Here is a 25,047-nt window from a genome sequence, read left to right on the forward strand (position 1 = left end):
AGCCGGCCGCTCACGCCCGCAAGACAGACGCGTCGAGGTCGTAATCGGCGAAGTACTCCCGCTCCAGTTCGATGAGTTTCGCGAACAGCTCTTGGGCCTCGTCGCGCGAGACGGTGACGAGCGGTTCGTTGAGGAACGCCTGAAACGCGAGGTCGAGGTCGCCCTCGAAGCCCGCGCGCACCAGCGTCTCCTGGTTCGTGACGTGGGTTTCGACCATGCTCTCGACCTCGTCGGGCAGGCCGCCCGCACAGAGGGGCGTCACGTCGTCGCCGGAGAGGAGCGCGTTCGTCTCGACGACCGCCCCGTCTGGAAGGCCGTCGACCTGCCCCTCGTTGGGGTAGTTGAGGTGCGTGACGAACGTCCCCTCGCCGGCGAGCGCCCGCATGATGTCGACCGCCTCCTCGCCCGACTCGCGGAACTCGAACTCGGCGTCGCCTTCGAGGTAGCGCTCCATCTCGTCGGGGCCCTCGTCGTCGGAGACGCGGGCCGAACTCGGTGTGGTCCGAATTCCGTAGCGCTGGACCTCCTCGGGGTCGTCGATGCTCAGATACCACGGGACGAACTCCACGAGGTGGCGGTCACCCGCCGCGCCGAGGACGCCGAACCGGTCGTAGAGGTCGAAGGCGACCTCCCCGTTGTTCACCCAGTAGGACTCGGCGTCGAGGTCGCCCGGCTCGCGGTCGAAAAGCGGCTTCCGGCGTTCGAGTTCCTCGTCGAGGTACTGGAACAGGTCACGGTCGCGCCAGCGCGCCTCGTCGACCCACGTGAAGTGGTTGACGCCCTTGACGTTGACCCGGACCTCGTCGCGGGCGACGCCCTCGGCCTCGTCGATGTGGCGCTCCGCCAGCTCGGCGAACAGCTCCTGCGTCTTGAACACCTCGTGGCAGAGCCCGATGGCGTTGATGTCCGGGAACTCCTCGTAGAGCGCCCGCGTGCAGACCGTCATCGGGTTCGTGTAGTTGATGACCCACGCGTCGGGACAGCGCTCGCGGACCGTCGCCGCGATATCGCGGTACTGCGGAATCGCTCGCAGGGAGCGAATCGCTCCGCCGGGACCGACGGTGTCGGCGACCGTCTGGTAGATGCCGTACTCCTGCGGCACGTCGATGTCGTGGACGAACGTCTCACCGGGCGGGTCCTGAATCGAACAGATGACGAAGTCGGCCCCGTCGAGCGCCTTGTCCATGCTCCGGGTCGCCTCGAACGACCAGTCGCCGACCGCCTCCTCGCGGTCCATCACGCGGTTGCCGAGGAGGGCGTTCTTCGAGGCCATCTCGTAGTCGACGTCGTACAGCGTGACGCTCCCCGCGAGGTCCGGACACTGCGCGAGGTCGTTGATGAGCGTGTGTGCCCACCCCTGACTCCCGCCGCCGATGTAGCCGATGTCGATGGTTCGGGACGGACCCGACGGTACAGGCTCCGCTTGCTCCGACAGCTGATACATGTGATAACACGTGACGAGACGAGGTCGCAAATAGCTGTCGTTTCGGGGGGACCGGTCGCGCCGTCACTCGGTCAGGACGGTGACCGGCCCGTCGAAGTTGAGGACGACGCGCTGTGCGGTGTCGCCGAACAGCGCCTTGCCGGTCGGCGAGCGCTGTCGCCCGGCGACGTAGACGTGGTCACAGCCGCGCTCGTCGGCGACGCGAATCACCTCGTCGGCGAACTCGCTCTCCTCGGCGACGACGCTGACGGCGTCGTACTCGACGGTCCCGTCGAGCGATTCGAACGCCTCGTCTGCGGCCTGCGACGCGAACCGGTTTGCGACCTCCCGCGCGGAGTTCGACTCCAGCGACGTGTTGGCGGCGTCGCTCATCGCCTGCAACGTCTCGGCGTTCTCGACGAGTTCGTCCTCGGTGACGCGCGTGAGGAGCACGAGCGGCGTGTCCGTGCCGGCCGCGATTTGTCCCGCCTCGGCGAGGAGGCGTTCGTTGGAGTCCGCACTGTCGACTACGACTAACGATGACTGCATACCGGTGCAACGGTGCTCCGGCGCATAAAACTATCCCGCGAGGCGGGACAGAGCGGGGTCGGTTCGACGGCGCAATGAGCCGAGAAGCGAGTCAGCGACCCGAACTCAGCGGTCGGCCCGGTACCGCTCGACCGCGTCCTCGTCGATTTCGACGCCCAGACCGGGGGCCTGCGGCACGTCAACCTCGCCGCCGGTCGGGTCGAACGGGGTCTGCAGAATCTCGTCGCGGAGCGGGTTCTCGCTCCGGTCGAACTCGACCATCATCGGCTCCGGGACGTGCCGCGTGTGCGGGTAGTCCGAGACGGACGCCGCGAACTGGACCGCCGCGGCGAGGCCGACCGCGCTGTTCCAGATGTGGGGTCGGACCGCCACGTTCTCCGTGCTGGCGAGGTCGGCGATGCGGCTCGCCTCCGAGAGCCCGCCGCACCGACCGAGGTTCGGCTGGACCACGTCGACCGTCCGGTCGTCCACGAGGCGCTTGAACTCGAAGCGGCCGTAGTGCGCCTCGCCGGCCGCCAGCGGCACGTCGACGCCGCGTTTGACCTCGCGGTAGCCCGAGAGGTTCTCCGGCGGGACCGGCTCTTCCATCCACGTGATGTCGAACTCCTCGATGGCCTTCGCGGTGCGAATCGCCTGCCGCGGCCGGTAGTTGCCGTTGATGTCGACCATCAGCCGCGCGTCGTCGCCGAGGAGTTGGCGGGCGGTTCGAACCCGCTCCACGTCGGAGTCCGTGCCGGTGCCGATTTTTATCTTGGCCGCCGAGAAGCCCTCGTCGACGGCGTCCCGAATCGGCTCGGCGATGTCGCGGTCCGCCTCGGTGAAGTACATCGTCGAGGCGTAGGCGGTGAGCGTCTCGCGGGGCGTGCCGCCGAGGAGCCGGTGGACGGGCTTGCCGGTCGCCTTGCCGACGAGGTCCCACAGGGCCACGTCGATGCCGCTGAGGGCGCTCTGGACGAAAACGCTCCCGCCGAAGTGGTACGGGTCGGTGTACGACTCCTCGGCGAGCCGTCGCACGTCGAAGGGGTCCATGCCGACCACGTCGTCGCGGAAGAACTCGTCGACGACGGGCGCGACGACGCTCCCCGGCGCGAACGCCTCGCCCCAGCCGACCTCGCCGGTGTCGGTGTCGACGCGGATGAGCGTCGTCGCCCTGTCGTGGCCGAACCCGCGGGCGTCGCCGAGGCCCTGCCCGTCGGGGAGGCGGTGCGATATCGGGATGACTTCGATGTCGGTTACGTGCATGGAAAGTGTACCACGGAGAGACGCATTATAGCTTGTGCAGACGGCGAACGCGGCGAGGCAAACGAGGGCGGCGAAGCAGACGAGGCGCTTCGAATCGCCGGCTTAGTCCTCGTCGTAGTGGAACTCGGTCCACGGCCCCTCCTCGAAGGGGTAGTCGTCGAGCACGTCGAGGTTCACCTCGACACCGAGTCCCGGCGCGTCTGACAGCGAGAGGACGCCGTCTTCGACGGCCGGGCGTCCCTCGATGATGTCGAACGCGAGGTCGAAGGGGTACATGCCGGGGTCGGTCTCGGCGTCGAGGAGCGGGTCGTCCTCGAAGACCGGGTATTCGAGGAGCGACACCTCGGGGGCGGCCGCGACGAGGTGCGCGTTGGCGAGCAGGCCGACCCACGTCCCGAAGTTGTGCGGGACGAACTCCACGTCGCGGCCGACGCAGGACTCGACCGCGGGGCGACAGCCGGTGTAGCCGCAGTGGTGGCGAACGTCGCCCTGCAGGAAGTCGACCGCGCCCGTCTCGCCGAGCGCGACGAGTCCTTCGGGCGTCGGTTCGCTCTCGCCGCCGGCCAGCGGCGCGCCCGTCTCCGCGAGGTCGACGTAGCCCGCGTGGTCGTCCGGCGAGACCGGCTCTTCGACCCAGTAGCAGTCCCGCTCGGCGGCGAAGGTGACGATGTCCTCGACCGTCTCGCGGTCGTAGCCGTCGCGTATCTTCCACCACGTGTGCACGTCGAGCATCACCTCCATGTCGCCCGCGACATCGGCGAGGAGTTCGATGGTGCGGCGGTCCCCGTCGGGGCCGATACCCGGTCGGTATTTGTAGCCGAAGAAGCCGAGGTCGCGGATGGTCGCGGCCTGTTCGGCGTAGCCCTCGGGTTCCATGTACATCCCGGCGCTCGCGTACAGGGGCATCTCCGTCGTCGGGTCGGCGCCGTAGTCGTCGGCGAGCAGTTCGTAGATGGGCGCGCCGACCTCCTTCCCGCGGATGTCGTACAGCGCCACGTCGAGCGCCGAGATGGCCTCGTGGCGGAGTCGGTCGGGGAGGTCGGTGTCGCGGAGTACCGCGTGGGCGTCTTCGACTTCCTCGAACGACTCGCCTTCGAGCGCGTCGGCGACCGCGCCGTTTACCACGTCGGCGAAGGTCCCCTGCGAGTCGCCCTCGAAGTACTCCCGCATCGCGGAACTGCTCGCGCCGGCGGTGGCGATGCCGCGGGTGCCGTCGGCCGATTCGACGACGACGAGCACCACGTCGCGTTTGAGGAGACGTCGGACGCCGCCGTGGAAGGGGCGGTCCTGCGGCGGTTCGATGGGTGACGAGAGAGCGTAGCCGCTGACAGTCGCAATTCGCATACCTCTACAGACTCGGCCACCACGATAAAACTCCGCTTCGCAACAGGAGACGCGGGGAGGAGACAGCCGAGAGCGGAGAGGAGAGGGAAAACGAGCGCGCTACTGGAAGGCGTCGGACGCGAACGGGTAGAGTTCGTCGAGGGCGACGCGCTCGTTCCGCCGGCCCGACTCGTAGGCGGCCATCGTGATGAGCACCGCCTTGAGGCCATCGCGGGCGGTCGCGGGCGGCGTCTCTCCGGTCTCTATCGCGTCGAGGAACGCGGTGCCCTTGCTCAGCCAGCGCTCGTAGCCGTCGTAGGGGTGGTGTTCGGTCCCCTCGTCGTCGATGACGTAGCCGGTGCGGTCGTCCCACTCGTGGCCTTCGAGGTATATCGCGCCCTCGTCGTCCCAGATGTGGACGTGCTCGCGGGTCCGCGCGACGACGCCCGTGTCCGAGACGTTCGCCACCGCGCCCTCCGCGAACTCGATGATGATGGAGGACTGGCGGTCGAACACCTGCTCGTCGTCGTGGAAGTCGACGTAGGCGTTGACGTGGGTCGGGGTGAGGCCGGTCGTCCAGAGGATGGCGTCGATGACGTGCGTGCCGACGTTCAGGAGATGGCCGCCGCCGCTCAACTCGGGGTTCATCCGCCAGTCGTCTTCCCTCTCGTAGTAGGACTGCCAGTCGTGGGTCACCTCGCCGGTGATAAACCGCGGGACGCGGTCGCCGTCGGCCCACTCGTCGCGGGCGCGCTTGTAGGCCGGGTTGAAGTGTCGCTGGTAGCCGACCATCACGGTTTGGTCGCTCGCCTCGGCGCGGGTCGTGAGTTCGTAGGCCTCCTCGGCGTCGGTCGCGAGCGGCTTCTCGCAGAGGACGTGCAGGCCGCGGTCCAACACGGCCGATGTCTGTTCGTAGTGCAGTCCGTTGGGCGTCGCGACCGCGACGGCGTCCATCGGGGCCGAGTCGAGGAACGCCTCGAACGACCGGTAGCGGTGCGCCTCGGGAACGTCGAATGAGTCGCCGACCTCGGCGAGGCCGTCGGGGTCCACGTCGGAGATGGCGACGAGTTCCGACCGGGGGAGTTCGACGAACTGTTGACAGAGCCGGCGACCGAGGCTACCGAGGCCGACGACGCCGACGGCGATTGGAGACGAGTCTGTCTGACGCGGCATGAGTTCGACTACAGAGATGGAGCGGATAACTGTTTTGCCGACTCCCGGGCGTTCGGCGTCGCGGCGACCCCCCTGTCCGAAGATTTTATGCGCGAGTGCCCGGTGGTTCGGGTATGCCACTCGCAGAGAGCGGTGTGCGCGAGCACCTGCGCGGCGTCGCCGCCGGGCTCCTCACCCCGTTCGACGACGACCTCGACATCGAACACGACGAACTGGCAACGAACGCGACGACGCTCTACGACGAGGGAATCCGAACATTCCTCGCGTCGGCGAACATCAGCGAGTACCACTCGCTGTCCCAGCAGGAACGCGTCGACGTGACCGAGACGGCGGTCGACGCGCTCCCGTCCGACGTGTGCGTCCTCGCCGGCGTCGGCGGGAGCACCGCTAGCGCGCGCGAACTCATCGACGCCTACGACCGCATCGGCGTCGACGGGATGATGATTATGCCGCCGGACCACACCTACGTCCACGAGCGCGGCCTGCTTCGCTACTACGAGAAGCTCGCCGAGGCCTCGACGGCCCCGCTGGTGCCGTACGTCAAGGGGTTCGACCCGTCAATCACCTACCTCCGCGACCTCGCGGCGCTCGACGGCGTGGTCGGCATCAAGTACGCCATCGAAGACGCCGTGAAACTCGGCGCGGCCGCCAGCACCACCGGCGACGACGTGGTCTGGGTGGACGGCCTCGCGGAACCGTTCGCCGTCTCGTTCTGGAACGAGGGCATCGAGGGCTTCTCCGCCGGCGTGAGCAACTTCCGCCCGGAAGTCGGTCTCGCGCTGTTCGACGCGCTCACCGAGGGAGACTGGGAGCGCGCCCGCGAGCTTCGGAACATCTGCCTGCCCTATCAGAACTTCCGCTCCGAGACCGGACAGGACAACAGCCTCGACGGGGCCATCAGCGTCCCGGCGGTGAAGAAGGGTCTCGAACTGGCCGGCCTGCGCGGCGGGTCGGTCCGCGAGCCGATTCGGTCGCTGTCGGCCGACGACGAGCGCCGCGCCGAAGAACTGTACGACCAACTCGACGACGACATCGAGCGCCTCATCGACTGAGCGCGACCGACGGAAGACGAGACGCGCGACCGACGGAAGCCGCGAACCGCGGACGGCCGGCAGACGACCAACGACCGACCGAGGACCGCGAGAGCGACGGCGACGGCGACGGCGACGGCGACGGCGACGGCGACGGCCCACCACTGAGAGCGCCGCGGCCGGCCGTGCTCGGCCGCCGCGCCTCGCGCGACCCGAATATTCATCACCCGAGACGCGGGGTATGTGGGCATGCGCGAGTTCGAAGCGACCGCGGAGGCGACGCGACCGCCGACGTGGGCGCACAAACAGAGAGCGCTGTTCGACCTGATGGCCGACGCAGTCGACCGGTTCGTCGCCGACTACACCGGTCCCGACGGGGAACCGTTCTGGCCGCCGGACGACCACGTGGGCGTCGACGGCTTCGACGACGTGGTCGAGGGGTTCTACAACTGGCCGCTGTTGTACGCGATGGGCGGCGACGAACGCCTGCTCGACCACGCCCGCCGCGTGTACGAGGCGGCGCTCGAACGCGGCGCGGCGACGGAGACGCCGTTTGGCCACCCGATGGTCGTCGACGAGTTCGAACAGTGCCGCGACTGGTTCCACCTCGGCGAGGGCAATCTCTACACGTACAACATGGGCCTCGCCGCGCCCGACGACGACGCGGTCGTCGAGCGGGCAACGAGGTTCGCGGACCTCTACACCGCCGACTCGGAGACGGGGAACTACGACGCCGAAAAGCGGGTGGTCCGCGGGCCGATGAACGGGAGCATGGGCCCGGAGTTCTGCGACTTCTCCGCCTACGAACACCACCCCTACGGCGCGGACTACCGCTGGGCCAGACACGGCCTCCCGTGGCGGGATTTGGAGTTCGACGAGGCCGCCGACCTCCTCGACCCGGCGAACGAAGAGCGGCTGTTCGAGGTGCTGAACGAGCGCTGTGCGAAGGGCGACATCCCGCTGAACCTCAACGTCACGAGCCTGATGACGAACGCCTATCTCCACACGGGCGACGACCGCTACCGCGAGTGGGTCACCGACTACCTCGACGCGTGGCGGGAGCGGACGGCCGAAAACGGCGGCATCATCCCCGACAACGTCGGGTGCTCCGGCGAGATCGGCGAGTACACAGACGGCTCGTGGTACGGCGGCTACTACGGCTGGTCGTGGGGTGGCTGGCACTACGTCGGAATCGGACCGACCGTCGCCGCGGAGAACGCGGTCCTGCTCGAAGGCGACCGGGAGTATCTCGACTTTCCGCGGTCGCAACTCGACGTCCTCATCGAGAACGGCATCGAAGTCGCCGAAGACGACGTACACAGCACCCTCTACATCCCGCACAAGTACGGCGGCGAGGGCGACTACCACTACGACGCCTCGGGCGTCCTCACGGAGGACGACGGGGAAGTGCTGTGGCGGGACGGCTGGTACGAGTTCCAGCCGCACACCGACGACCCCTACGCGGTCCACCTCTGGTACATGTCGATGCGCGACGCGGACCGAACTCGGGTGCGTCGGCTCCGCGACTGGGGGAAGCAGGACTGGCGGCGGGTCGACCCGCGCGCGAAGACGAAACACGGCGACGGCCACGAGTACGCGTGGCTCGCCTACCTCGACGGTGAGTTCCCGGACTACCCGGACCGAATCCTCGACGCGACGCGCGAACACGTCGACGAGCGACTGCGACTGTTCGACGCCGAGGAGAACGAGCCGACGACTGTGGACGAAGACTACCTTCGAGACCGAAATCCGGCGTTCCACAAGGCCCTGCTCCAACTCACGATGGGTGCGCCACAGCCGGTCTACTACGGCGGCCTCGTCATGGCCCAAGTGCGGCACTTCGACGCCCGAAGAGAGCGGCCGGGACTGCCGGCGGGCGTCGCCGCGCTCGTCAAGTCGGTGACGAGCGACGGACTCGAACTGACGCTCGTCAACACCGGAGCAAGGGAGGAAGAGGTCGTCGTCCAAGCGGGTGCGTACGGCGAACACCGATTTACTACGGTCGAGACCGACGGGGTGGAGCGTGGTGTCGGCGAAGGCGGAGCAGACGCCGATACGGCCGACGACGAAGGTACGGACGCGCTCCGGGTGCGACTCCCCGCCGGAAGCCGGATGTCGATTCGCGCCGGCCTCGACCGCTTCGTCGACGACCCGAGTTACGACCATCCGTGGTCGGAGACGGGGTCGTAAGCGGGACACCGGCCGGTCGCGCGGTGTTCGGAAGACGAGTACAAGGATTCGAAAACCGCGGATTCGTTCCCATCAAGGGAACGACAGTATTCGGCGTGTGAACTCTCGCTATTCGAGAGAGCGACTGAGAAGCCTCGAAACCAGTGATTAGCTATCAGACCGTTTCGAGCCGGGAACTCCGAGCCGAACGCTGTTCCCGTGTTGGGAATTATTAATCAGAGAGTATCATGTGAGTGCGGGACAAGGGCCGTGAGAGAAGCCCACCAGACCGACATTACATACCTAATCCTGTAACGAAATCGGGTCGAAAATATCGGGGCGACAGCTCGTAGTTCGTCAGCTATGATAGCTGAAATTCGATATTCGTCGGCGATAGCCGGTCTTCTTTCTTATTACACGTTGTTCCCGATTGGGGAACGTATTTTGCGAGTGAACGAGGACCGCCGTCACGCTCGGGGTGAGAGAATTTATCAACGGGGGCGAACAGTATGGCGCATGCCGACACGAGTCACCGTCTGGAACGAGAACGTCCACGAACGGGAGGAGCCGGCCGTCGCGGAGCGGTATCCGAAGGGAATCCACGGGACCATCGCGGAGCATCTGGAGGGACCGGACCGCGAGGTGCGAACGGCGACGCTACAGGAGCCCGAACACGGGTTAGACGCGGAGACGCTGGACGCGACGGACGTGTTGGTCTGGTGGTCTCACTGCGCCAACGACGAGGTGACAGACGCCGTCGCGGAGCGCGTCGTCGACCGCGTCCACGAGGGGATGGGCTTCGTCCCGCTCCACTCGGGGAAGAACTCGAAGCCGTTCACGCGGCTGATGGGCACGACCTGCAACATCAAGTACCGCCACGGTGGCGAGCGCGAGCGCGTCTGGGTCGCGGACCCCGGCCACCCCATCGCCGACGGCCTCGACGAGCAGTTCGTCATCCCGGCGACGGAGACCTACGGTGAGCCCTACGACATCCCGGAACCCGACAGAACCGTCTTCATCTCGTGGTTCGAAGGCGGCGACGTGTTCCGCTCCGGCGTCTGCTATCGCCGCGGCCGCGGGCGAATCTTCGCCTTCCGGCCGGGCCACGAGGAGTACCCCATCTTCCACCAAGACGAGGTCAAACGGGTCATCGACAACGCCGTCGAGTGGGCGACACCGACGGAGGGCGCGTCGGCGCGGTGGGGAAAGACCGACCCGCTCGAACCCGTCGACGAGTGAGCGGAGCGGCGCGCGTCATCGCGGAGGCGGTTCCCCGCTGAGGAACGAACCGCACAACTGTTGCTGAACGAGTTCGCAATGTCTCGCTGTGAGAACTGGTGGCGTTCGAACCCAAATCGAGTATCGATGCTCAGTATATCAGTTCCACACATATATTTATAATATGATACTTCTGCGTGGACTACCACAGGGTGCTACGACGTACTCGCGGTGGGGTTCCACCGCGAGGCAACGGTTCGTACTACCCACCCGCCGACTCGACCACATCCCAGACCGAAGAGTGGGGCGAGACACAGGACTGCTCCGGCGGCGAATGCGAAGAACGCGAGTCTGGACAGCGGCCACGCCGCCGTCGTGCCCGCCGTCACCACAAATACGAGGAGTTCGAGAACGCCACCGAGAAGTCCGGCACGGAGTCCGGCGGCGCCCGAATCCGCCGAGCGAACCGCGGCGACAGCCCCCGCGACGAACGCCCCGAATATCATCATGCCAGCACCGAGAGTCGCCTCCGAGTTCGGGAGCCAGTTTACGAGGATACTGACGGGTATCGAGGCAAGCACTCCGATGAGCGCGGCGTTCCATACCGGGGAGAGAGCTCTGAAACGGGGAATCGAGACCATACTCGCGTATGTAAAACGGCTGAGGAGTCATATACTTTGGCGGGAGTTGACGGCGGACTTCGAACTGTACTCCGCGTCTGAGCAGTTCGTGATATGTTCGCAGACTGTGGAGCTGTCAGGTCGGCGGGCTTCCGGTAATCGGTAGCTATCTGAATTACTACATTAACTCGGTTCATAAAACTCTCTTACACTTTGTGAGCGGATTTCGGTACCGACGAAAGTGATACTACCACGCCCGGGGTACGTGTCCTATGACAGACAGTACCGGGGCCGACGAGCTAGTCGTCACGGAGCTTACCGCCGCGAAATCCGCGGCGTCCGAAGCCTGCCACACGGAGTCCGTCGAACTGAGCGGCGTGGCGGTCACGCGAGCGACGCTGGAACCGGAGTGGGGAACCGACGACGACCGCGGGAGCGCGGAGCCGGACTACTGTCAGAACGCACACGACATCTACGTCGTCTCCGGGACGCTCGGCCTCGAACTGGACGACGGGACGCGGACGGAGATTGCCGCCGGCTGTGCCGCGACCGTCCCGCCGGGGCACCACGGCTGGACGGTCGGAGACGAACGGCTCGTCTACCTGGAGTTCGACCCGAGGGAGTAACCGTGACTACCATACCGTCGGTCCGCGTAGCGTTCCGACGAGATGTCCCGATTCGTGGCGGCCGCGTGCCAGCTAGACTCGCGAGACGACAAGGCGGCGAACGTCGAGCGGGCGCTCGAACTCCTCGACGAGGCCGCGGCCGACGGCGCTGACTTCGTGGCGTTCCCGGAGATGACGACCTTCATCGGCCCGGAGGAGCGGTTCGCCGAGGTCGCGGAGTCGCTCGACGGACCGACGATACAGCGGTTCTCGGAAAAGGCCCGCGAACACGGCGTCTTCGTCCACACGGGCAGTTTCTTCGAGCGGATCCCCGACGACGACCGGGTGTACAACACGTCGGCGCTCATCGGCCCGAGCGGCGAGGTGCTCGACACCTACCGGAAGGTCCACCTGTTCGACATCGAACTCGACGGGAGCGTCGAACACCGGGAATCGGAGTACGTCGCGCCCGGCGACCGGGCGGTGACGGTGGACACCGACCTCGCGACGTTCGGCCTCTCTATCTGTTACGACCTCCGGTTTCCGGGGCTCTACCGGACGATGGCGCAGTCCGGCGCGAACGTCCTTCTCGTCCCGTCGGCGTTCACGATGCACACCGGAAAAGACCACTGGGAACCGCTCCTTCGCGCCCGCGCCATCGAGAATCAGGCGTACGTCATCGCGCCCGGCCAAATCGGCGACAAGCCGTCGTGGGTCGAGACGTACGGCCGCACGCTCGTCGTCGACCCGTGGGGGAACGTGATTTCGAAGGCGCGGGACCGCGAGGAAGTCGTCACCGCCACTATCGACCTGTCGCATCTGGACGAGGTCCGCCGCGACATGCAGACACTCCAGCACGCGCGCCCGGACGTGTACGAGCGGTCGGACGAGTGAGGACAGGACGCGGGCGACTCGGCTCGATTAGCTCCCGCCGAGGACGCGCTTGAACAGCGTGAACGTGAGCAGGGTGAAAAACAGCCCGTTCAACATCCCCTGACTCGCCGCGAGCACGCGCGCCGCCGGGCCGAGCGGGTTGACGTCGCCGTAGCCGACCGTGCTGAAGCTGATGTAGCTGTAGTAGACGTTGTCGAAGAGCACTTCCATCGTCGTCTTGTCGACCGCGGCGGGGTCGAAGACGCTCCCGGCCTGCGTCAGAAACGGCCCGCCGAGGGCGTAACACAGTCCGAACAGCGCTGGGAGGAGGAACGTGAACGCCGCGATTCGGGGGAGTCGGTTGCCGTAGCCGCAGGTGACCTGCATGAGCGTGTTCAGCCCCACGCTGGCGACCTTCTTGCCGCGGGCCCACGTGTTCAGCGAGTACTCGTTGAGGATGATGTCGAAGTTCTTCTGTCGGTTGTAGTAGTAGCGCTTGAACTCGAACTCGCGGCTCGCGGGGGTGTCGCCGACGGCGTTGGCGCTGTCCTGGGCCTTTCGGTACGTTTCTTCGATGATATCGGGCGTCAGTTCGACGGCGAACTGACCGGTCGCGCCGTTGCCGACGAAGTCGTGGATGGTCCAGTCGTTGCGTTCGAGATAGCCGTGGTGGTCGCTGAAGTCGAAGCGGTCGAACTCGGTGAGACAGAAGCGGAAGTGGTCGAGAAGCTCGTGTTCGTTGCCGTCGCCCTCCAGCGTCAGGTCGCCGATGGTCGCGCGGGTGAGGTCGTACGGCGTCGGCTCGCCGGAGCCCTGCGAAATCGTGCCGCCGTCGAGCGTCGCGTCGGTGAAGTCGAGGTAGGTGTCGCGGTCGCCGACGAGCACGCGGAAGCGGGCCGTTTCGAAGTCCGACTGCCGGAAGTCCGCGCGGTCGCGGAACGTCGTCTCCCAGAACGACGCGCTCGTGAAGTTCGCCGCCTCGAACTCCGCGCCGGCTTCGAAGGTCGCCTCGTTGAACGAGGCGTTGGCTTCGAGGTGCTGTAGTTCGCCCTCAAAGAACGTCCCGCGGAAGGAGGCGAGGCCGTGGAACGTGGCGGTCTTGAACGTCACGTCCTCTTCGAACCGCGCCTCGCCGAACCGAGCGTTAGAGTGGAACTCGACCGCCTCGAACGAGGCGTCACAACCGAACGACGCCTCCTCGGCGACGACGGCGTCGCGGAACTCGCTCTCGTCGAAGTTCGCCTGCCCGCCGAACGACGCCAAAGAGAGGTCGAACGCGCCGTCGACGCGGAGCCGATAGCAGTCGGTGCGGGCGGTGAACGTCGCGCGGTCGAAGTTGAGTTCGCCCTTGAACACGGCGTCTTTGAAGTCCGAATAGCGGAACCGCGCGAGTTTGTAGTCGGCTTCGCCCTCGAACGTCGCGCCCTCGAACGTCACGTCGTCGTGGGTCGTCCGACTCCCTCCGTTGAACTCGACGCCGCGGAACTCGGCCAACTGCATGAACCGGGCGTCCGCGAAACTCGCGTCGTCGTGGAACCGCGCCTCGTCGAAATCGGCCATCTCGTCGAAGCGGACGCCGTCGAACCGCGCGTCGCCCTCGAACTCGACGTGTTCGAAGTCCGAACCGGCGGTGAACCGCGCGCCCTCGAACGTCACGTAGTCGAAGATGGCCTGCCTGAAACTCGCGTCGTCGCGGAACGTCGCGTCCGCGAAGGTGATGTTGTCGTCGAGGACGTGACTGCTCCCGCTGGTCTCGGCGTCGCGGAAGCGCGCCGTGCCGTGGAACGTCGCGTCCGCGAAGCTCGTGTCGCCCTGGAACGCCGTCTCGTCGCATCTGACCTCGCCGCGGAAGGTCGCCGCCGAAAAGCGAACGTCCTGTTCGAACGTCGCCTCGTCGGCCGTCACCGCGCCGGTCACGGTGACTTCCCGGGCGTCAACGTCGCCGGTGACGACCGCCTCGTCGAGCTTGAGGCGACCGACCGTCGCCTCGCGGAGAATCAGCCCCTGGTCGAGGTGGCCGTGAGTGAGGTCTAACCCCTCGATATCGGCGTGCTGGAAGTTGAGGACGTGGTTCGTCGCGCCGTTGACGTCCTGGTAGGTGAGCGAGAGGTGCGGGAGGTCCGCGCCGACGTACTCGTTGACGCGGGTGTCGGGCGACTGGAGGTTCGCCCGGAGTTCGTCGACGATGTCGTCGCCGGTCACGTCGAGCGAGGCGCGCTCGTCGCGGCTCATGTGGAACACGCAGAACTCGCTTTCGGGGTGGGCTTCGTGCGGACACTCCCACGTCGTCTGGAGGTGGGCGTCGGTCTGGACCGACGGGTCGAACGTGTACCGGCACGACGAAGAGGACATCAGCGCCGGCGTGGACTCATTTCTCGACATGGCTGGGGAGGGGCGGACGGATACGCTGTGGACAGCGGGTGTGGCGGGAACTGCGAGTGAGACGGGCGGGTCGGGGTCGGAGTCGGCGAGCGCGCTCGGGCGTCGGGGCGACGCTCGACCCCGCGGACAGTCGTGTATGCAACAGTGTCTGGTGATTTGATATATATCTTCGGACGACCGCCGGCGTCAGTCGAATATCTCGCGGCGCTCGGACGCCGAGAGCTCGGCGTGAATCGCGTTGGGCGAGCAGTGTTCGCACTCGCGGGCGGGGTTGGTGCTCCGCTCGAAGGTCCAAAGCGGCCACCCGAAGAGGAAAAACGCCTCCATCTGGTGGCGCTCGATGATGGCCTCGGCGGGCTTGCCGCAGTTCGGACACCACTCGTCGCCGTCGGCCGGCTCTTGGAACGTCACCTTCCGACGGCCGAACCCGGCGTTCGAGTAGGCCTCGCTTCTGGACATCTCGACGAGGTCCTCGGCGGGATAGGGGTCGGCGTCGACGGCGTTGTCGAAGCCGGTGTCGGTCTCGACGCTCGACGCGAGGTACGGGCCGACGCTGACGGTGTTGTCGTAGCCGACGAAGTGAACCGAGACCGCCGCGCCCCGACCCTCGACCCGCACCTCGTGGCCGTGGCCGACGAGGTAGAGTTCCACGTCGGAGGAGACCTTCGTGAGGTCGATGTCGTGGGCCATGCCGACCGCGTAGACGCCGGTGTCGGGGTCGGTCGCGCTCCCCGACTGCTTCCAGCCGAAGGTGGACACGTCGTAGTCGTCGGGGGCGGCGGCGGGCGTCGCGTCGCCCGCGTAGACGTTCTCAGCGCCGGGCGCGGAGACCGCGCCGTCGGCGGCGTCCGCCGCAACGAACACGTCTTCGGCGTCGCCCAGAAGCACGTCGCCGTCGACCGACTGGACGTAGCCGTCTTCGAGACTGCCGCGAATCTCGGTCTCGACGGCCGCGTCGCCGACGGCCGCGTCGTCGGTCACCGGCGCGTGGGTGAAGACGTACTCTGCGTTCTGTACGGTGAGGTCGCCGGCGACGCTCGCGCCGCCGACGAACACGTCCGCGGGGTCGCGGAGTTCGACCGGGGGTCGTTCGGAGCCGTTGAGCGTCACGTCGCCGTCGTAGGTGGAAGCGTTTCGGGTCATCGGTGGGTCTGTCGTTCGGGAGTCATCGCTGGGGAGTTCGTTCGGGAGTCATCGCTGAGCCCCTCGTCTGGGGGTCATCGTCGTCTCGGTGTACAGCGCGAGGTCGTACTCCGGATAGGTGTGGTACGTCTCGTAGCCGCCGTCGCCGACGCGGATGGTGGTCCACGCCTCCGGGTCGAACCGGTAGGCGACCGTCGCCGCCTCCGGACCGGGGAAGGCGTCGAGCGGCCGACCTTCGACGACCGTTCGGGCGTCGAGTCGGTCGCTCTCGAAGCGGAACTCGCGTTCCGCGCCGGCCGAAAGCGGCGTCCGGTGCGTCCGCTCGTGCGGCAACGGCTTGCACGAACACAGTTCGTGGAAGCCGAGCGCCGGCAGGCCGACGTAGTGGGACTCGCCGATAACGGTGAGAACCGCGGGTTCGCCCGCGAGCGTCGCCGGGGCGACCGTCTTCACGTCCACGGTCGTCAGGTCCGGCGCGTCGGCGCTGTAGCCGAAGTACAGTTCCGTCGGTGTCTCGTCCGGCTGAGACGGGTCGGTGCCGGCTGGCGGTTCGGTTCCGGCGGGCGATTCGGTGCCAGCGGGCGATTCGGTCGTCGGGGATGAGTGAGAGGGCATGGGTGGTCAGGTATCGACGAGGATGTCGTAGTTCGGGTGGAAGATGGAGTTCTCGCGGACGCCGCGGTAGTGCGGGACCGCGTGCCACTCGACCGAGTCGTAGTGCTCCTCGCGGGCGCGGACGTACCGGGTCGCGCCGTCGCCGGTGAGTCGCGGGCGCTCACCGGCGGCGAGCACGTAGAACTGCTCGACGCGTTCGGTCTCGCCGTCGTCGTCGAGGTCCTCGCGCACCCAGTAAGACAGCTCTCGGGTGAAACCCGCGGCCCCGACGGTGTTGACGAACGCCTTGTGATGTTCGGGGTAGGCGTCGGGCGAGTAGCCCCACGTCACCGCGACGCCGTCCTCGGAGAGGTGGGTCCGGACCGAGCGGTAGAACTCCGTCGAGTAGAGCGTGAGCAGGTCGTCGTCGGTCGCTCCGGGGATATCGAGCAACACGAGGTCGTACGTCTCGTTCGTCTCCTGGAGGTAGTGGTAGCCGTCGGCGACCGTCGTGTTCAGTCGGTCGTACTCGTAGGCGTCGTCGTGCCAGCGGCGGAAGAACGGGTCCGTCTTCGCGTCGCGCATGAACTCGCCGTCGAGGTCGACGTGGTCGACGGTGACGCCGTACTCCCGCAGGTGGTCGATGGCAATCCAGTCGCCGCCGCCGACGACGAGCACCTTCGTCTCGGGACCGGGGTCGACGAGCGACATCGGCACGTCGACCAGCCCCTGATGGTAGCTGTCGGCCCAACTCTCGCAGAGTTGGACGGCCGCGCCGAGGCGGAGACACTGCTCGGTCCGCCCGTCGAAGTACGGGTTCGGCCCGGTTCCGGTCCACGTGCGGTCGTACCGGATGACGTGCTGGTAGGCGGTCGTCTCTTGGGAGGTGACCGTCGCGCGCATCGCGCCCGGCGAGTACTCGTTTTCTATCTGCTGTTCGAGGTAGAGTTGCGACAGGCGCTCGTCGGCGACGTCGTGTTTGGCGACGACGCCGGCGTAGGTCGCCGTCAGGAGCAGACAGACGACGAGGAGCGTCTTCGAGACGCGAGCGGCCGAGAGCGAGCGGTCGGCCCGAGCGCTGGCGGCCGCGTTCCCGGCGGTGGCAACGCTGTCGGGTGAATCGGCGTACTCGCCGCCGCCGAGGGGCCACCACGACCACTCGCCGAAGTGGGCGACGAAGACGAGCGCGGCGACTCCGTTGAGGAGCGCCAGCACGAATATCGTCGGGATGAGGCCGAGGCCGGGATAGAGGACGCGAGCGTAGACGACGGCACCGGCGAGGCCGCCGACGTAGTCCATCGCGAGGATGACCGACAGCCCGCTTCTGCGGCCCTCAGTCCGCTTGACGGTCCAAAGGGTGCCGACAGCGGCCACGACGGAGTCGTGGATTCGATCGCCGGCGGTTCGGAGCCACGAGGGCGTCGCCGACCCGTCGTCGTCGAGGTCGTCGAACATACGGGTCAAAAGCGGGAGTTCGAACCCTGAGAGGAACCCGACGGCGACGACCGGCAGGCGGGCGACGGTCCAGACGAGTTCCGCGGGCACCGCCTGCGGGATGCGGACGCTGTTGAGGCCGACGATGAGCAGGAAGCCCGCGGGCGCGGCGGCCGCGAGCAACACCTCGGTGCGGAAGAAGTTCCCGCCGAGGGTCGCGCCGTCGAGGTCGTCGGAGAGGGCCGCGCCGATGCCGAGGCTGAAGAAGTACAGCCCGACCGTGATGACGTACTGGGTGACCGTCCCGCCGTACATCACCGTCAGAAGCTCCGAGTAGACGAACTCGTAGGCGAAGCTACAAAACGACACCACGAAGGTGAGCGTCAGGAGCGTCGCCGTGTCAGTTCGTTCGTGAGACATCGATTGCGGGCGAGTGGGTGCGTGATGGAGGGCGGAGGGCGCGCGCCAGCCGCGCTCAGATGCGCGGGGAGACTTTCCACTCTTCTTCGATGGAGTACCCCGCGTCGCCGACGCCGTCGGTGACTTCGAGGTCGTAACACTCCCAGCGGAAGTCGTGGTTCACGTCGTCGCCGACGACGTGCGCGCCGACGCGGTACCAGCCGTCCCGGCCGAGTTGGCTCCCGTCCGACAGGTCGTACTCGACGGTGTCGTTCGGGTCCTGAATCTCGCGGTCCCACGGCACCGGGCCGGCGTCGGGCGCGTCGTCGCGCATCGCCGCGGTCGACCCGAGGTAGGCGATGCCGAGCGCGGCGACGCCGACGGGGAACCGACTCACCTGGTTGGCGTTGTTCTCGTACCAGTCGTCGGCGTAGTCGCCGCCGTGGTACCACGCGTGGCCGTGGACCGTCCGCGGGGCGGAGGCGTAGCCGCCCGTGCCGCGGCCGGTCGCACCGCGGCCGCCACCGCCGCCGCTCTTGCCTTTCGCGCTCGCGACCCCGACGGGGCTGAGCGCGGCGAGCGACTGCGGGTCGAACCCTGACAGCGACGACTGGTCTGTGGCTTCGTAGCGTGACATCACCCACGTCTGGTCGGCGAGGTCGACGACGAGCGAGCCGTCGGACGCCTCGAAGTCGGAGACGACGCTCGACTTTCGCGGGGGAGGGGAGTTCGAACCGAGACAGCCGGCGAGTCCGACGGCGGCCCCGAGGCCGGTCAGTCGGAGGAACGTGCGACGCTTCATGGGGACTCTCGTCTCTGTCAATCAGAAAACTAGGATAACAGTCTTGTGGTTCGATACGTCTCGCGGGAAAGAAAATCTCGTCTCCTGACGCGTCCTACGGGAGGACCACTCGGAACGCGACCCTGACGCTCCCGACGACGAGCCTGTCGAGCGAGCGCGATGCCGCGCCGAACGCGACGAAGAAGACGACCATCGCGAGGAACTCGACGAGCGGGAACGCGCCGGCTGGAAACGCGCCGACGCCGAGGCCCGCGACGAGTCGGATAAGTGCGATGCCCGCGTCGACGGCGCGGTCGAACGTGACCGAGGCGATGAACCCGCCGACGACGGCGACGACAGCGGAGACGAGGAGCCACGGGACGGACGGAACAGCCCGACCCGACCACGCGCCGTCGGTTCGGCCGCTGTCGCCCGTTACGACCCCGAGAACCGCGAGTTGCCGGCGGAGTTGGTCGAGCGTCGTCAGCGCGAAGACGAACCACAGCATCGCCGCGAGACCGAAGCCGACCGCCGACGCCGAGAGCCCGGGGACGACGCTCGTCGCGATTTCGACGATGGTCGGCGTGGCGCGCTCGACGAACAGGTAGAAGACGGCGAACCCGAGCGCCGCGTCCACGGGCCCGTACGCCGGGAAGGGCTCGCGTCGCCGGGTGCGGTCGGGACCGGTGTTCGCGTGCGCGCTCATGCGCGAGAAGACGCGCCGTGAGCGCATCAATCGGCGGTTCGATTGTCACCGTGCGGGAGCCAGCCCCCGCCGGGTCGTCGGCGACCCAGACCGGGGGTCGAGTGCGGACGCGACGCGAGAGAGAGAGCGCCCGACTGCGGTGGGTTTGCGGCCGTGTCGCCCCGTACAGCGACATCCTCAGCGCTACGCGGCGAGCGGGATGACGAGGACGAGGAGCTTCGCGTAGACGACCATGAACAGGAGCGCGAAGGGGTAGGTGTTGCCGTAGCCCGCCGCGACTTCGTCGGCCCCGGTGGCGTCGACGGCGGCCGCGAGTCCCTTCGTGTCGGTGTGACCGCCGGTGATGCCGCCGGCGGCGCTAATCCAGTCCATGCCCCAGACGTATCGCGTGAGCGCGAGCCCGGCGAGGATGGCGATAAAGCTCGTCAGCGCCGAGGCCGCCACGATTTGGAGGCCGTACTCGGCGATGGTCGCGAGGAAGCCGCCGCCGGCACCGATGCCGACGACCGCGAGGAACATCGCGAGCGTGAACGCCCGAATCTCCGAGAGGATGCCGGTGTCCATGCGCGTCGGCACGGGGCCGACCCGGCCGAAGTAGCCGAAGACGAGCGCCGCGACGAGGACGCCGCCGGTCGTGCCGAGCGAGGGCGTGCCGAACGGACCCATCGGAATCGGAATCGACCCGACGACCGCGCCGGCGACGATGACGAGCGCGTAGCCCATCACGCTGAACGTCACCTCGGTGACCGACGAGCCCGATTCGTCGTCGTCGGTGCCGCCGATAGCCTCGTCGAAGCGGCGTTTTTCCTCATCGAGGTCCAGCCGGGCGATGACGGGGTACAACTGCTGGAAGACGACGATGACGAGCACGCCGACGACGTAGCCGACGGAGTGACCGATTTGGTAGTCCTGCCGGGCGGCCGCAGGGAGGGCCTCGATGGCCGACCCCAGCCCCGGACTGCTCGTCAGCGCGCCCGAGAACGACCCCATGATGAGCGGCGTCGACGCGTTGGGGAAGACGAACTGCGTCCAGACGTAGGTGAGCGCCAGCGCGACGGTCGGCATCAGCACCGCGACGGCGACGAAGTTGAGGCCGTACGCCTTGACGGTCCCCTCGATTTCGTGGGCCGCGATGAGGCCGACGGCGGCGACGAAAAGCGCCAGCGTGAGCCCGCTGTACGCGTCGGGGACGGTGAAGCCGAAGTGGCCGAGCACCAGCCCCGCAAAGAGCGGGCCCGCGACGCCGAACTTGACGCCGCGGACGCTGATTTTGCCGAGCCCCATCCCGACGAGCACCGCGAGGAACAGGACGAACAGCCCGTTGCCGACGAGCGACTCGACTATCGCCACGGGCGTTCACCCCCGGTACCGAGACGGTGCACGCGAGGGGTCGGGCCGCCCCCGACCGAGCGGCGTGAACGATGATGACAGACTTGTTTTCTCGGTGACATACAAGTGGGAGTTCGCGGATGCGACGGATAAGGCTTGATTCGATTCTCACGGGATGGCGACGCCGGAAAATCGCTGTACTGCAACGCACGCACTGTATTCTACGGGATATTATCAGCCACCACTGCGAGACGGGTCGAACGGCCCACAATCAATCATCAGGGATGTGAAATGATTCCCGAAGTTCGCTCGTGAACCGATTCACGTCCAACTGTTCCGGCAGGTCGTTCCGCCCGTCGTGTTGCGTGAGCGAACCGGGTTCGAACGCGGGGTTGCGCTCTTCGACCGTCTCCAGGGGGTGGTCGTGACGGCGAAGTGTTCGACCGGGGAGACGAACCCCCAGAGCGGTGCCGAAATGTGAGAACCAGCACAACCCACTTCCCCGGTGTTGACCGACTGACTACCGATGGCTGATTCCACGAGCGGCGTCGCGGAGGCGGGAGCCGACACACCGCGGGAACAACACCTCCAGCTCCGACTGGAAATCGAGCCCGCGAAGCGCTGTTCGTGCCCGTTAGCCGGCCCCGACTCGGCGGTCGAGGACGTCCACACGCACCTCGACGGCGACACCTGTCACGCCGAGGTGACCGTCGACGACGGGACCGACTCGAAGGTGGTTCACACGACGACGAGCGTCGGCGACGACTGTCTCTGTCGGGCGTTCGGGGAGTTCGGATGCGTGCCGCGTATCCGCCGCGCCGACGGGCGGCACATCGTCGTCGAGACGTATCTCTCGGACCGCGAGACGATTTCGACCCTCGTGGGGCGGCTCGACGAGGTGGCCGAGCGCGTCTGTCTCAGGCGGCTCACCTCCGACGGGCGCGGCGATTCGGCCGAGTCGAAGACGGCGACCATCGACCTCTCGTCGCTCACGGCGAAACAGCGCGAGGCGGCGCTCATCGCCGTCCACCACGGCTACTACGAGACGCCGCGGCGGACGGAGCTAGCGGCGCTCGCGGAGGCGCTCGGCATCTCGAAGTCGGCGCTCTCCCAGCGGCTGAACGCGGTGGAAGCCAAGCTCGCAACGGCGGTGTTCGACGCCGAATGACCGCCGAGCCGGCCGAGCGAAAATCGGTAGACAGCTGACGTTCGAGCCGGTCCGCGCGCCGGTGAGTACATAAACTGCTTCATTATCCAGCGGGCGGCCTACCGGGGGAGGCCTCCACAGTACGTGTGTACTTATGACCGACCCACAACAGCCGCGACTGACTCCGCTCGACGAGTGGGAGTCGGAAGCGGCCACCATCCTCGACGGGGGCGACTACGACGCCGAGTTGGGACTGCGGATGGCCCGCGACGCGATTCGGGTCTCGAACGGCGAGCTCTCCGACGCGGCGTTCCACGAGAAGTATCACGAGGTGGTCGTCGCGGAGTTCGGCGAGGACCGCCGACCGACCGAACCGGAGGGGTTCGATGAGTGACGACCGGCGCGGCTCGAAAGGAGGTGACGGCGACGGCGTGTTCAGACGCGACGTGCTGAAGGCCAGCGGGGCCGCGGCCGTCGCGCTCGGACTCGGGGGCGGCGGCTACGCCTCCTCGCTGGCCGAGACCGCCACCGAGCCGGCGTCGAGGCAGAACCCCGGTATCGAGAGCTACGTCGGACAGGACGAGGTTATCAGGACGGCGTGCGCGCCGAACTGCCGCGGGAAGTGTCCGCTCGAAGCGCACGTCCGCGACGGGCGCGTCAGGAAAATCGAGCCGCAGATTCCGGCCGACGAGCGGTACAAGCGCGCCTGTACCCTCGGGCTGTCGCACACCCAGCGCATCTACAACGCCACGCGGCTCAAGTACCCGATGAAGCGCGTCGGCTGGGAGCCGGGCAGTCCGAACCCCGAGGGCCGCGGCGAAGACGCCGAGTTCGAGCGCGTCACGTGGGACGAGGCGCTCGACTACATCGCCGGCGAGATGGAGCGCGTCCGCGACGACTACGGCCCCGAGAGCGTCTACTTCGAGACGGGGTCGGGGAACAACGGCGTCAGCGGCACCATCCAGAGCCGGCTGTCGTCGCTGTTCGGCGGGACCCAGAAGTCGTGGTCCATCGACATCAACGTCGGGCTCGGCTTCCGTCGGCTCGCCGGGGCCGGCTTCTTCAACGTGCCGACCAACGAGGTCGTCGACTGGCGGAACGCGAACACGGTCATCGTCTGGGGGTCGGACATCTTCGCCAGCAACCTCCAACAGGACGCCTCGAAGCTCCTCGACGCGGTCGAAAACGGCGCGAAGCTCGTCTGCGTGGACCCGGTGTTCACGAACACCGCCGCGAAGGCCGATCTCTGGCTCCCGATCAAGCCGGGCAAGGACACGCTCCTGACCCTGTCGATGATTAAGACGGTCCTCGACGACGGGACCTACGACACCGAGTTCCTCCGGAAGCGGACGCTCGGGCCGGCGCTCGTCCGCGACGACACGGGCGAACTGCTCGACGCGAGCGACGTGTTCGACGACGTGACCGAGGACCTGCCGGTCGCGGTCGACGAATCGACGGGCGAGCCGGTCGCGCTCGAACCCGAGACGTACGGCGAGTACGCGCTGTTCGGCGAGTACACCGTCGCCGGCGTCGCCTGCCACACGGCGCTTTCGCTCCTCGAAGAGCACGTCGCCGACTACGACGCCGACGCCGTCGCGGCCGAGGTCGGCATCAACGCCGACAACATCCGCACCGCGGTGCGCTGGCTGGCGACGCGCGGCCCCGGCGGTATCGCCTCGGGCTACGGCGTCGACCGCTACAAGTACGGCCACACCTTCGGGCAGGCGTACGCCATCCTGCTCGGACTGACCGGCGACTTCGGTCGCCACGGGAGCATTCAGGGGAGCCACCCGCTCGGCGGGTCGTACGACAACGGCGGGTATGACGCGCCCGAGGACGGACCCGGAACGACCTCCCTCGCGCAGACGGACATCCTCACCGCGATGGAGTCCGGCGACCCCTACCAGCTGAAGGTGATGTACTCCCAGGAGTCGAACTTCATCGCCAATCAGATGCCGGACAGACAGCGGTGGCTGGAGGCGTCGAAGAGCCTCGACCTCATCGCCGTCGCCGACATGCACCACACGCCGTCGGTCCAGCACGCGGACATCATCCTGCCCGCGTCCCACTGGTTCGAACGCGAGGACGTCGTGGACACGTGGGGCGGCCACCCGCACATCATGTACCGCCAGCCGGCCCACGACCCGCTGTGGGAGTCGAAGTCCGACCACTGGATGCTGGTCAGGCTGGCCGAGCGCCTCGGCTTCGGCGACTACTTCAATCGCGACAAGTCGGCGACGCTTCGGGAACTGCTCGCCCACGACGACGAGGTGGACTACGAGACGCTGAAAGAACAGGGGACGGTGAAGGTGAGCACGCCGGTCGTCAAGTTCACGGGGCCGTTCAACACCCCGTCGGGCCGGCTGGAACTGTACGACGAGGACGCACCGACCGAAGGCGGCATCACGCTAGAACTGCCGAAGCACATAGAGAGCCGGACGGCAGACGACTGGGACACGGCGGAGGACTATCCGCTGATGTTCATCCAGAAGCACTCGAAGTGGCGCATCCACTCGCAGTACGAGTACCAAAACTGGCTCCGCGAGATAAACAACGAACCGCAGTTGGACATCAACCCGAAGGACGCGGCCGCCCGCGGCATCGAAGACGGCGACTACGTCCGCGTCCACAACGACCGCGGCGAGATGGTCGTGAAGGCCAAGGTGAACGACGGCATGCAACCCGGGCTGGTGAACACCGACCAGGGCTGGTGGGGAAGCGACTACGTCCGCGGCCACCACAACGACCTGACGCACACCGACGTGTGTGAGGTGACCGGGAACTTCGCGTTCTACGACACCAGAGTCGAGGTCGAACCGGCCCCGAGCGACGTCGACACGAGCAAGTACACGAGCAATCAGCCGACCGGTTCGGGCGCGACCAGCGCCGGGGCGGGAGGTGACTGA

At 67.2% G+C, this 25,047-nt stretch carries 21 protein-coding genes and 1 pseudogene; 8 read left to right on the plus strand and 14 right to left on the minus strand.

Annotated elements, in window-relative coordinates; translation table 11 throughout:
- Positions 1–10: 10 nt before the first annotated feature.
- The 5 genes from C438_RS05890 to C438_RS05910 all read right to left on the minus strand — a co-directional run bounded on the left by C438_RS05890 (position 11) and on the right by C438_RS05910 (position 5,710).
- The gene (locus C438_RS05890) at positions 11–1,444 is read right to left on the minus strand and encodes a family 4 glycosyl hydrolase (protein ID WP_004968398.1); all 1,434 of its coding nucleotides are present in this window, start codon (positions 1,442–1,444) and stop codon (positions 11–13) included.
- 63 nt (positions 1,445–1,507) lie between these two features.
- Positions 1,508–1,972, minus strand: a complete 465-nt coding sequence (locus tag C438_RS05895) for a universal stress protein (RefSeq protein WP_004968400.1) — start codon at positions 1,970–1,972, stop codon at positions 1,508–1,510.
- Positions 1,973–2,077: 105 nt separating this feature from the next.
- Positions 2,078–3,214 (minus strand): mandelate racemase/muconate lactonizing enzyme family protein, encoded by a 1,137-nt coding sequence (locus C438_RS05900; RefSeq protein WP_004968402.1) that lies wholly within the window; start codon positions 3,212–3,214, stop codon positions 2,078–2,080.
- 102 nt (positions 3,215–3,316) lie between these two features.
- Positions 3,317–4,558, minus strand: coding sequence for a mandelate racemase/muconate lactonizing enzyme family protein (locus tag C438_RS05905; RefSeq protein ID WP_004968403.1), 1,242 nt, complete (start codon positions 4,556–4,558; stop codon positions 3,317–3,319).
- A gap of 99 nt (positions 4,559–4,657) precedes the next feature.
- Positions 4,658–5,710 carry a Gfo/Idh/MocA family protein gene (locus C438_RS05910; protein ID WP_004968404.1) on the minus strand — a complete coding sequence of 351 codons (1,053 nt, stop codon included), beginning with the start codon at positions 5,708–5,710 and terminating at the stop codon, positions 4,658–4,660.
- A 113-nt stretch (positions 5,711–5,823) separates the two neighbouring features.
- Here C438_RS05910 and C438_RS05915 point away from each other — a divergent pair, with 113 nt between their 5' ends.
- The 3 genes from C438_RS05915 to C438_RS05925 all read left to right on the plus strand — a co-directional run bounded on the left by C438_RS05915 (position 5,824) and on the right by C438_RS05925 (position 10,149).
- Positions 5,824–6,762 carry a dihydrodipicolinate synthase family protein gene (locus C438_RS05915; protein WP_004968406.1) on the plus strand — a complete coding sequence of 313 codons (939 nt, stop codon included), beginning with the start codon at positions 5,824–5,826 and terminating at the stop codon, positions 6,760–6,762.
- Between the two features lie 228 nt (positions 6,763–6,990).
- Positions 6,991–8,931, plus strand: coding sequence for a hypothetical protein (locus tag C438_RS05920; protein WP_004968408.1), 1,941 nt, complete (start codon positions 6,991–6,993; stop codon positions 8,929–8,931).
- A gap of 495 nt (positions 8,932–9,426) precedes the next feature.
- Entirely contained in the window at positions 9,427–10,149 is a 723-nt protein-coding gene (locus C438_RS05925; RefSeq protein ID WP_004968409.1) for a ThuA domain-containing protein, read from the plus strand.
- 194 nt (positions 10,150–10,343) lie between these two features.
- Here the strand turns inward: C438_RS05925 and C438_RS05930 are convergent, their stop codons facing one another.
- The gene (locus tag C438_RS05930) at positions 10,344–10,769 is read right to left on the minus strand and encodes a DUF5518 domain-containing protein (protein ID WP_049917780.1); all 426 of its coding nucleotides are present in this window, start codon (positions 10,767–10,769) and stop codon (positions 10,344–10,346) included.
- Positions 10,770–11,020: 251 nt separating this feature from the next.
- On the opposite strand from C438_RS05930, the gene C438_RS05935 reads away from it, so the two are divergent.
- Positions 11,021–11,374, plus strand: a complete 354-nt coding sequence (locus C438_RS05935) for a hypothetical protein (protein WP_004968412.1) — start codon at positions 11,021–11,023, stop codon at positions 11,372–11,374.
- A gap of 42 nt (positions 11,375–11,416) precedes the next feature.
- Entirely contained in the window at positions 11,417–12,247 is an 831-nt protein-coding gene (locus C438_RS05940) for a carbon-nitrogen hydrolase family protein (protein ID WP_004968413.1), read from the plus strand.
- A 27-nt stretch (positions 12,248–12,274) separates the two neighbouring features.
- On the opposite strand, the gene C438_RS05945 is transcribed toward C438_RS05940, so the two are convergent.
- From C438_RS05945 to C438_RS19985, 8 genes and pseudogenes are all read right to left on the minus strand, one after another.
- A complete protein-coding gene (locus C438_RS05945) occupies positions 12,275–14,578 on the minus strand; it encodes a pentapeptide repeat-containing protein (protein WP_004968414.1) in 2,304 nt (767 codons plus the stop codon).
- Positions 14,579–14,794: 216 nt separating this feature from the next.
- Positions 14,795–15,751: a hypothetical protein gene (locus C438_RS05950; RefSeq protein WP_004968416.1), complete on the minus strand. Its 957-nt coding sequence runs from the start codon at positions 15,749–15,751 to the stop codon at positions 14,795–14,797.
- A gap of 48 nt (positions 15,752–15,799) precedes the next feature.
- Positions 15,800–16,366: a hypothetical protein gene (locus C438_RS05955; RefSeq protein ID WP_004968418.1), complete on the minus strand. Its 567-nt coding sequence runs from the start codon at positions 16,364–16,366 to the stop codon at positions 15,800–15,802.
- A 6-nt stretch (positions 16,367–16,372) separates the two neighbouring features.
- Positions 16,373–18,199, minus strand: coding sequence for a spermidine synthase (locus C438_RS05960; RefSeq protein WP_004968419.1), 1,827 nt, complete (start codon positions 18,197–18,199; stop codon positions 16,373–16,375).
- A 55-nt stretch (positions 18,200–18,254) separates the two neighbouring features.
- Complete coding sequence (locus tag C438_RS05965; RefSeq protein WP_004968420.1) at positions 18,255–18,980, minus strand: twin-arginine translocation signal domain-containing protein; 726 nt, start codon at positions 18,978–18,980, stop codon at positions 18,255–18,257.
- A 94-nt stretch (positions 18,981–19,074) separates the two neighbouring features.
- The gene (locus C438_RS05970; protein ID WP_239640655.1) at positions 19,075–19,665 is read right to left on the minus strand and encodes a hypothetical protein; all 591 of its coding nucleotides are present in this window, start codon (positions 19,663–19,665) and stop codon (positions 19,075–19,077) included.
- Between the two features lie 183 nt (positions 19,666–19,848).
- On the minus strand, positions 19,849–21,015 hold the full coding sequence (locus tag C438_RS05975; RefSeq protein WP_004968422.1) for an aspartate-alanine antiporter-like transporter: 1,167 nt from the start codon (positions 21,013–21,015) through the stop codon (positions 19,849–19,851).
- Positions 21,016–21,265: 250 nt separating this feature from the next.
- A pseudogene (locus C438_RS19985) lies at positions 21,266–21,462 on the minus strand (glycosyltransferase family 2 protein); the annotation flags it as partial.
- A 58-nt stretch (positions 21,463–21,520) separates the two neighbouring features.
- On the opposite strand from C438_RS19985, the gene C438_RS05980 reads away from it, so the two are divergent.
- From C438_RS05980 to C438_RS05990, 3 genes are all read left to right on the plus strand, one after another.
- Positions 21,521–22,162 carry a helix-turn-helix domain-containing protein gene (locus C438_RS05980; protein ID WP_004968423.1) on the plus strand — a complete coding sequence of 214 codons (642 nt, stop codon included), beginning with the start codon at positions 21,521–21,523 and terminating at the stop codon, positions 22,160–22,162.
- 133 nt (positions 22,163–22,295) lie between these two features.
- Positions 22,296–22,535 (plus strand): 4Fe-4S ferredoxin N-terminal domain-containing protein, encoded by a 240-nt coding sequence (locus tag C438_RS05985; protein WP_004968424.1) that lies wholly within the window; start codon positions 22,296–22,298, stop codon positions 22,533–22,535.
- On the plus strand, positions 22,528–25,047 hold the full coding sequence (locus C438_RS05990) for a molybdopterin-containing oxidoreductase family protein (protein WP_004968425.1): 2,520 nt from the start codon (positions 22,528–22,530) through the stop codon (positions 25,045–25,047). Before C438_RS05985 ends, C438_RS05990 begins: the two co-directional genes overlap by 8 nt.

The sequence above is a fragment of the Haloferax denitrificans ATCC 35960 genome, from assembly GCF_000337795.1.
Classification (GTDB): Archaea; Halobacteriota; Halobacteria; order Halobacteriales; family Haloferacaceae; genus Haloferax; species Haloferax denitrificans.

Excerpts from the sequence above, each read along its gene's own strand:
- C438_RS05890 (WP_004968398.1), bottom strand. The coding sequence starts at position 1,444 with ATGTATCAGCTGTCGGAGCAAGCGGAGCCTGTACCGTCGGGTCCGTCC.
- C438_RS05895 (WP_004968400.1), bottom strand. The coding sequence starts at position 1,972 with ATGCAGTCATCGTTAGTCGTAGTCGACAGTGCGGACTCCAACGAACGC.
- C438_RS05900 (WP_004968402.1), bottom strand. The coding sequence starts at position 3,214 with ATGCACGTAACCGACATCGAAGTCATCCCGATATCGCACCGCCTCCCC.
- C438_RS05905 (WP_004968403.1), bottom strand. The coding sequence starts at position 4,558 with ATGCGAATTGCGACTGTCAGCGGCTACGCTCTCTCGTCACCCATCGAA.
- C438_RS05910 (WP_004968404.1), bottom strand. The coding sequence starts at position 5,710 with ATGCCGCGTCAGACAGACTCGTCTCCAATCGCCGTCGGCGTCGTCGGC.
- C438_RS05915 (WP_004968406.1), top strand. The coding sequence starts at position 5,824 with ATGCCACTCGCAGAGAGCGGTGTGCGCGAGCACCTGCGCGGCGTCGCC.
- C438_RS05920 (WP_004968408.1), top strand. The coding sequence starts at position 6,991 with ATGCGCGAGTTCGAAGCGACCGCGGAGGCGACGCGACCGCCGACGTGG.
- C438_RS05925 (WP_004968409.1), top strand. The coding sequence starts at position 9,427 with ATGCCGACACGAGTCACCGTCTGGAACGAGAACGTCCACGAACGGGAG.
- C438_RS05930 (WP_049917780.1), bottom strand. The coding sequence starts at position 10,769 with ATGGTCTCGATTCCCCGTTTCAGAGCTCTCTCCCCGGTATGGAACGCC.
- C438_RS05935 (WP_004968412.1), top strand. The coding sequence starts at position 11,021 with ATGACAGACAGTACCGGGGCCGACGAGCTAGTCGTCACGGAGCTTACC.
- C438_RS05940 (WP_004968413.1), top strand. The coding sequence starts at position 11,417 with ATGTCCCGATTCGTGGCGGCCGCGTGCCAGCTAGACTCGCGAGACGAC.
- C438_RS05945 (WP_004968414.1), bottom strand. The coding sequence starts at position 14,578 with ATGTCCTCTTCGTCGTGCCGGTACACGTTCGACCCGTCGGTCCAGACC.
- C438_RS05950 (WP_004968416.1), bottom strand. The coding sequence starts at position 15,751 with ATGACCCGAAACGCTTCCACCTACGACGGCGACGTGACGCTCAACGGC.
- C438_RS05955 (WP_004968418.1), bottom strand. The coding sequence starts at position 16,366 with ATGCCCTCTCACTCATCCCCGACGACCGAATCGCCCGCTGGCACCGAA.
- C438_RS05960 (WP_004968419.1), bottom strand. The coding sequence starts at position 18,199 with ATGTCTCACGAACGAACTGACACGGCGACGCTCCTGACGCTCACCTTC.
- C438_RS05965 (WP_004968420.1), bottom strand. The coding sequence starts at position 18,980 with ATGAAGCGTCGCACGTTCCTCCGACTGACCGGCCTCGGGGCCGCCGTC.
- C438_RS05970 (WP_239640655.1), bottom strand. The coding sequence starts at position 19,665 with ATGAGCGCGCACGCGAACACCGGTCCCGACCGCACCCGGCGACGCGAG.
- C438_RS05980 (WP_004968423.1), top strand. The coding sequence starts at position 21,521 with ATGGCTGATTCCACGAGCGGCGTCGCGGAGGCGGGAGCCGACACACCG.
- C438_RS05985 (WP_004968424.1), top strand. The coding sequence starts at position 22,296 with ATGACCGACCCACAACAGCCGCGACTGACTCCGCTCGACGAGTGGGAG.
- C438_RS05990 (WP_004968425.1), top strand. The coding sequence starts at position 22,528 with ATGAGTGACGACCGGCGCGGCTCGAAAGGAGGTGACGGCGACGGCGTG.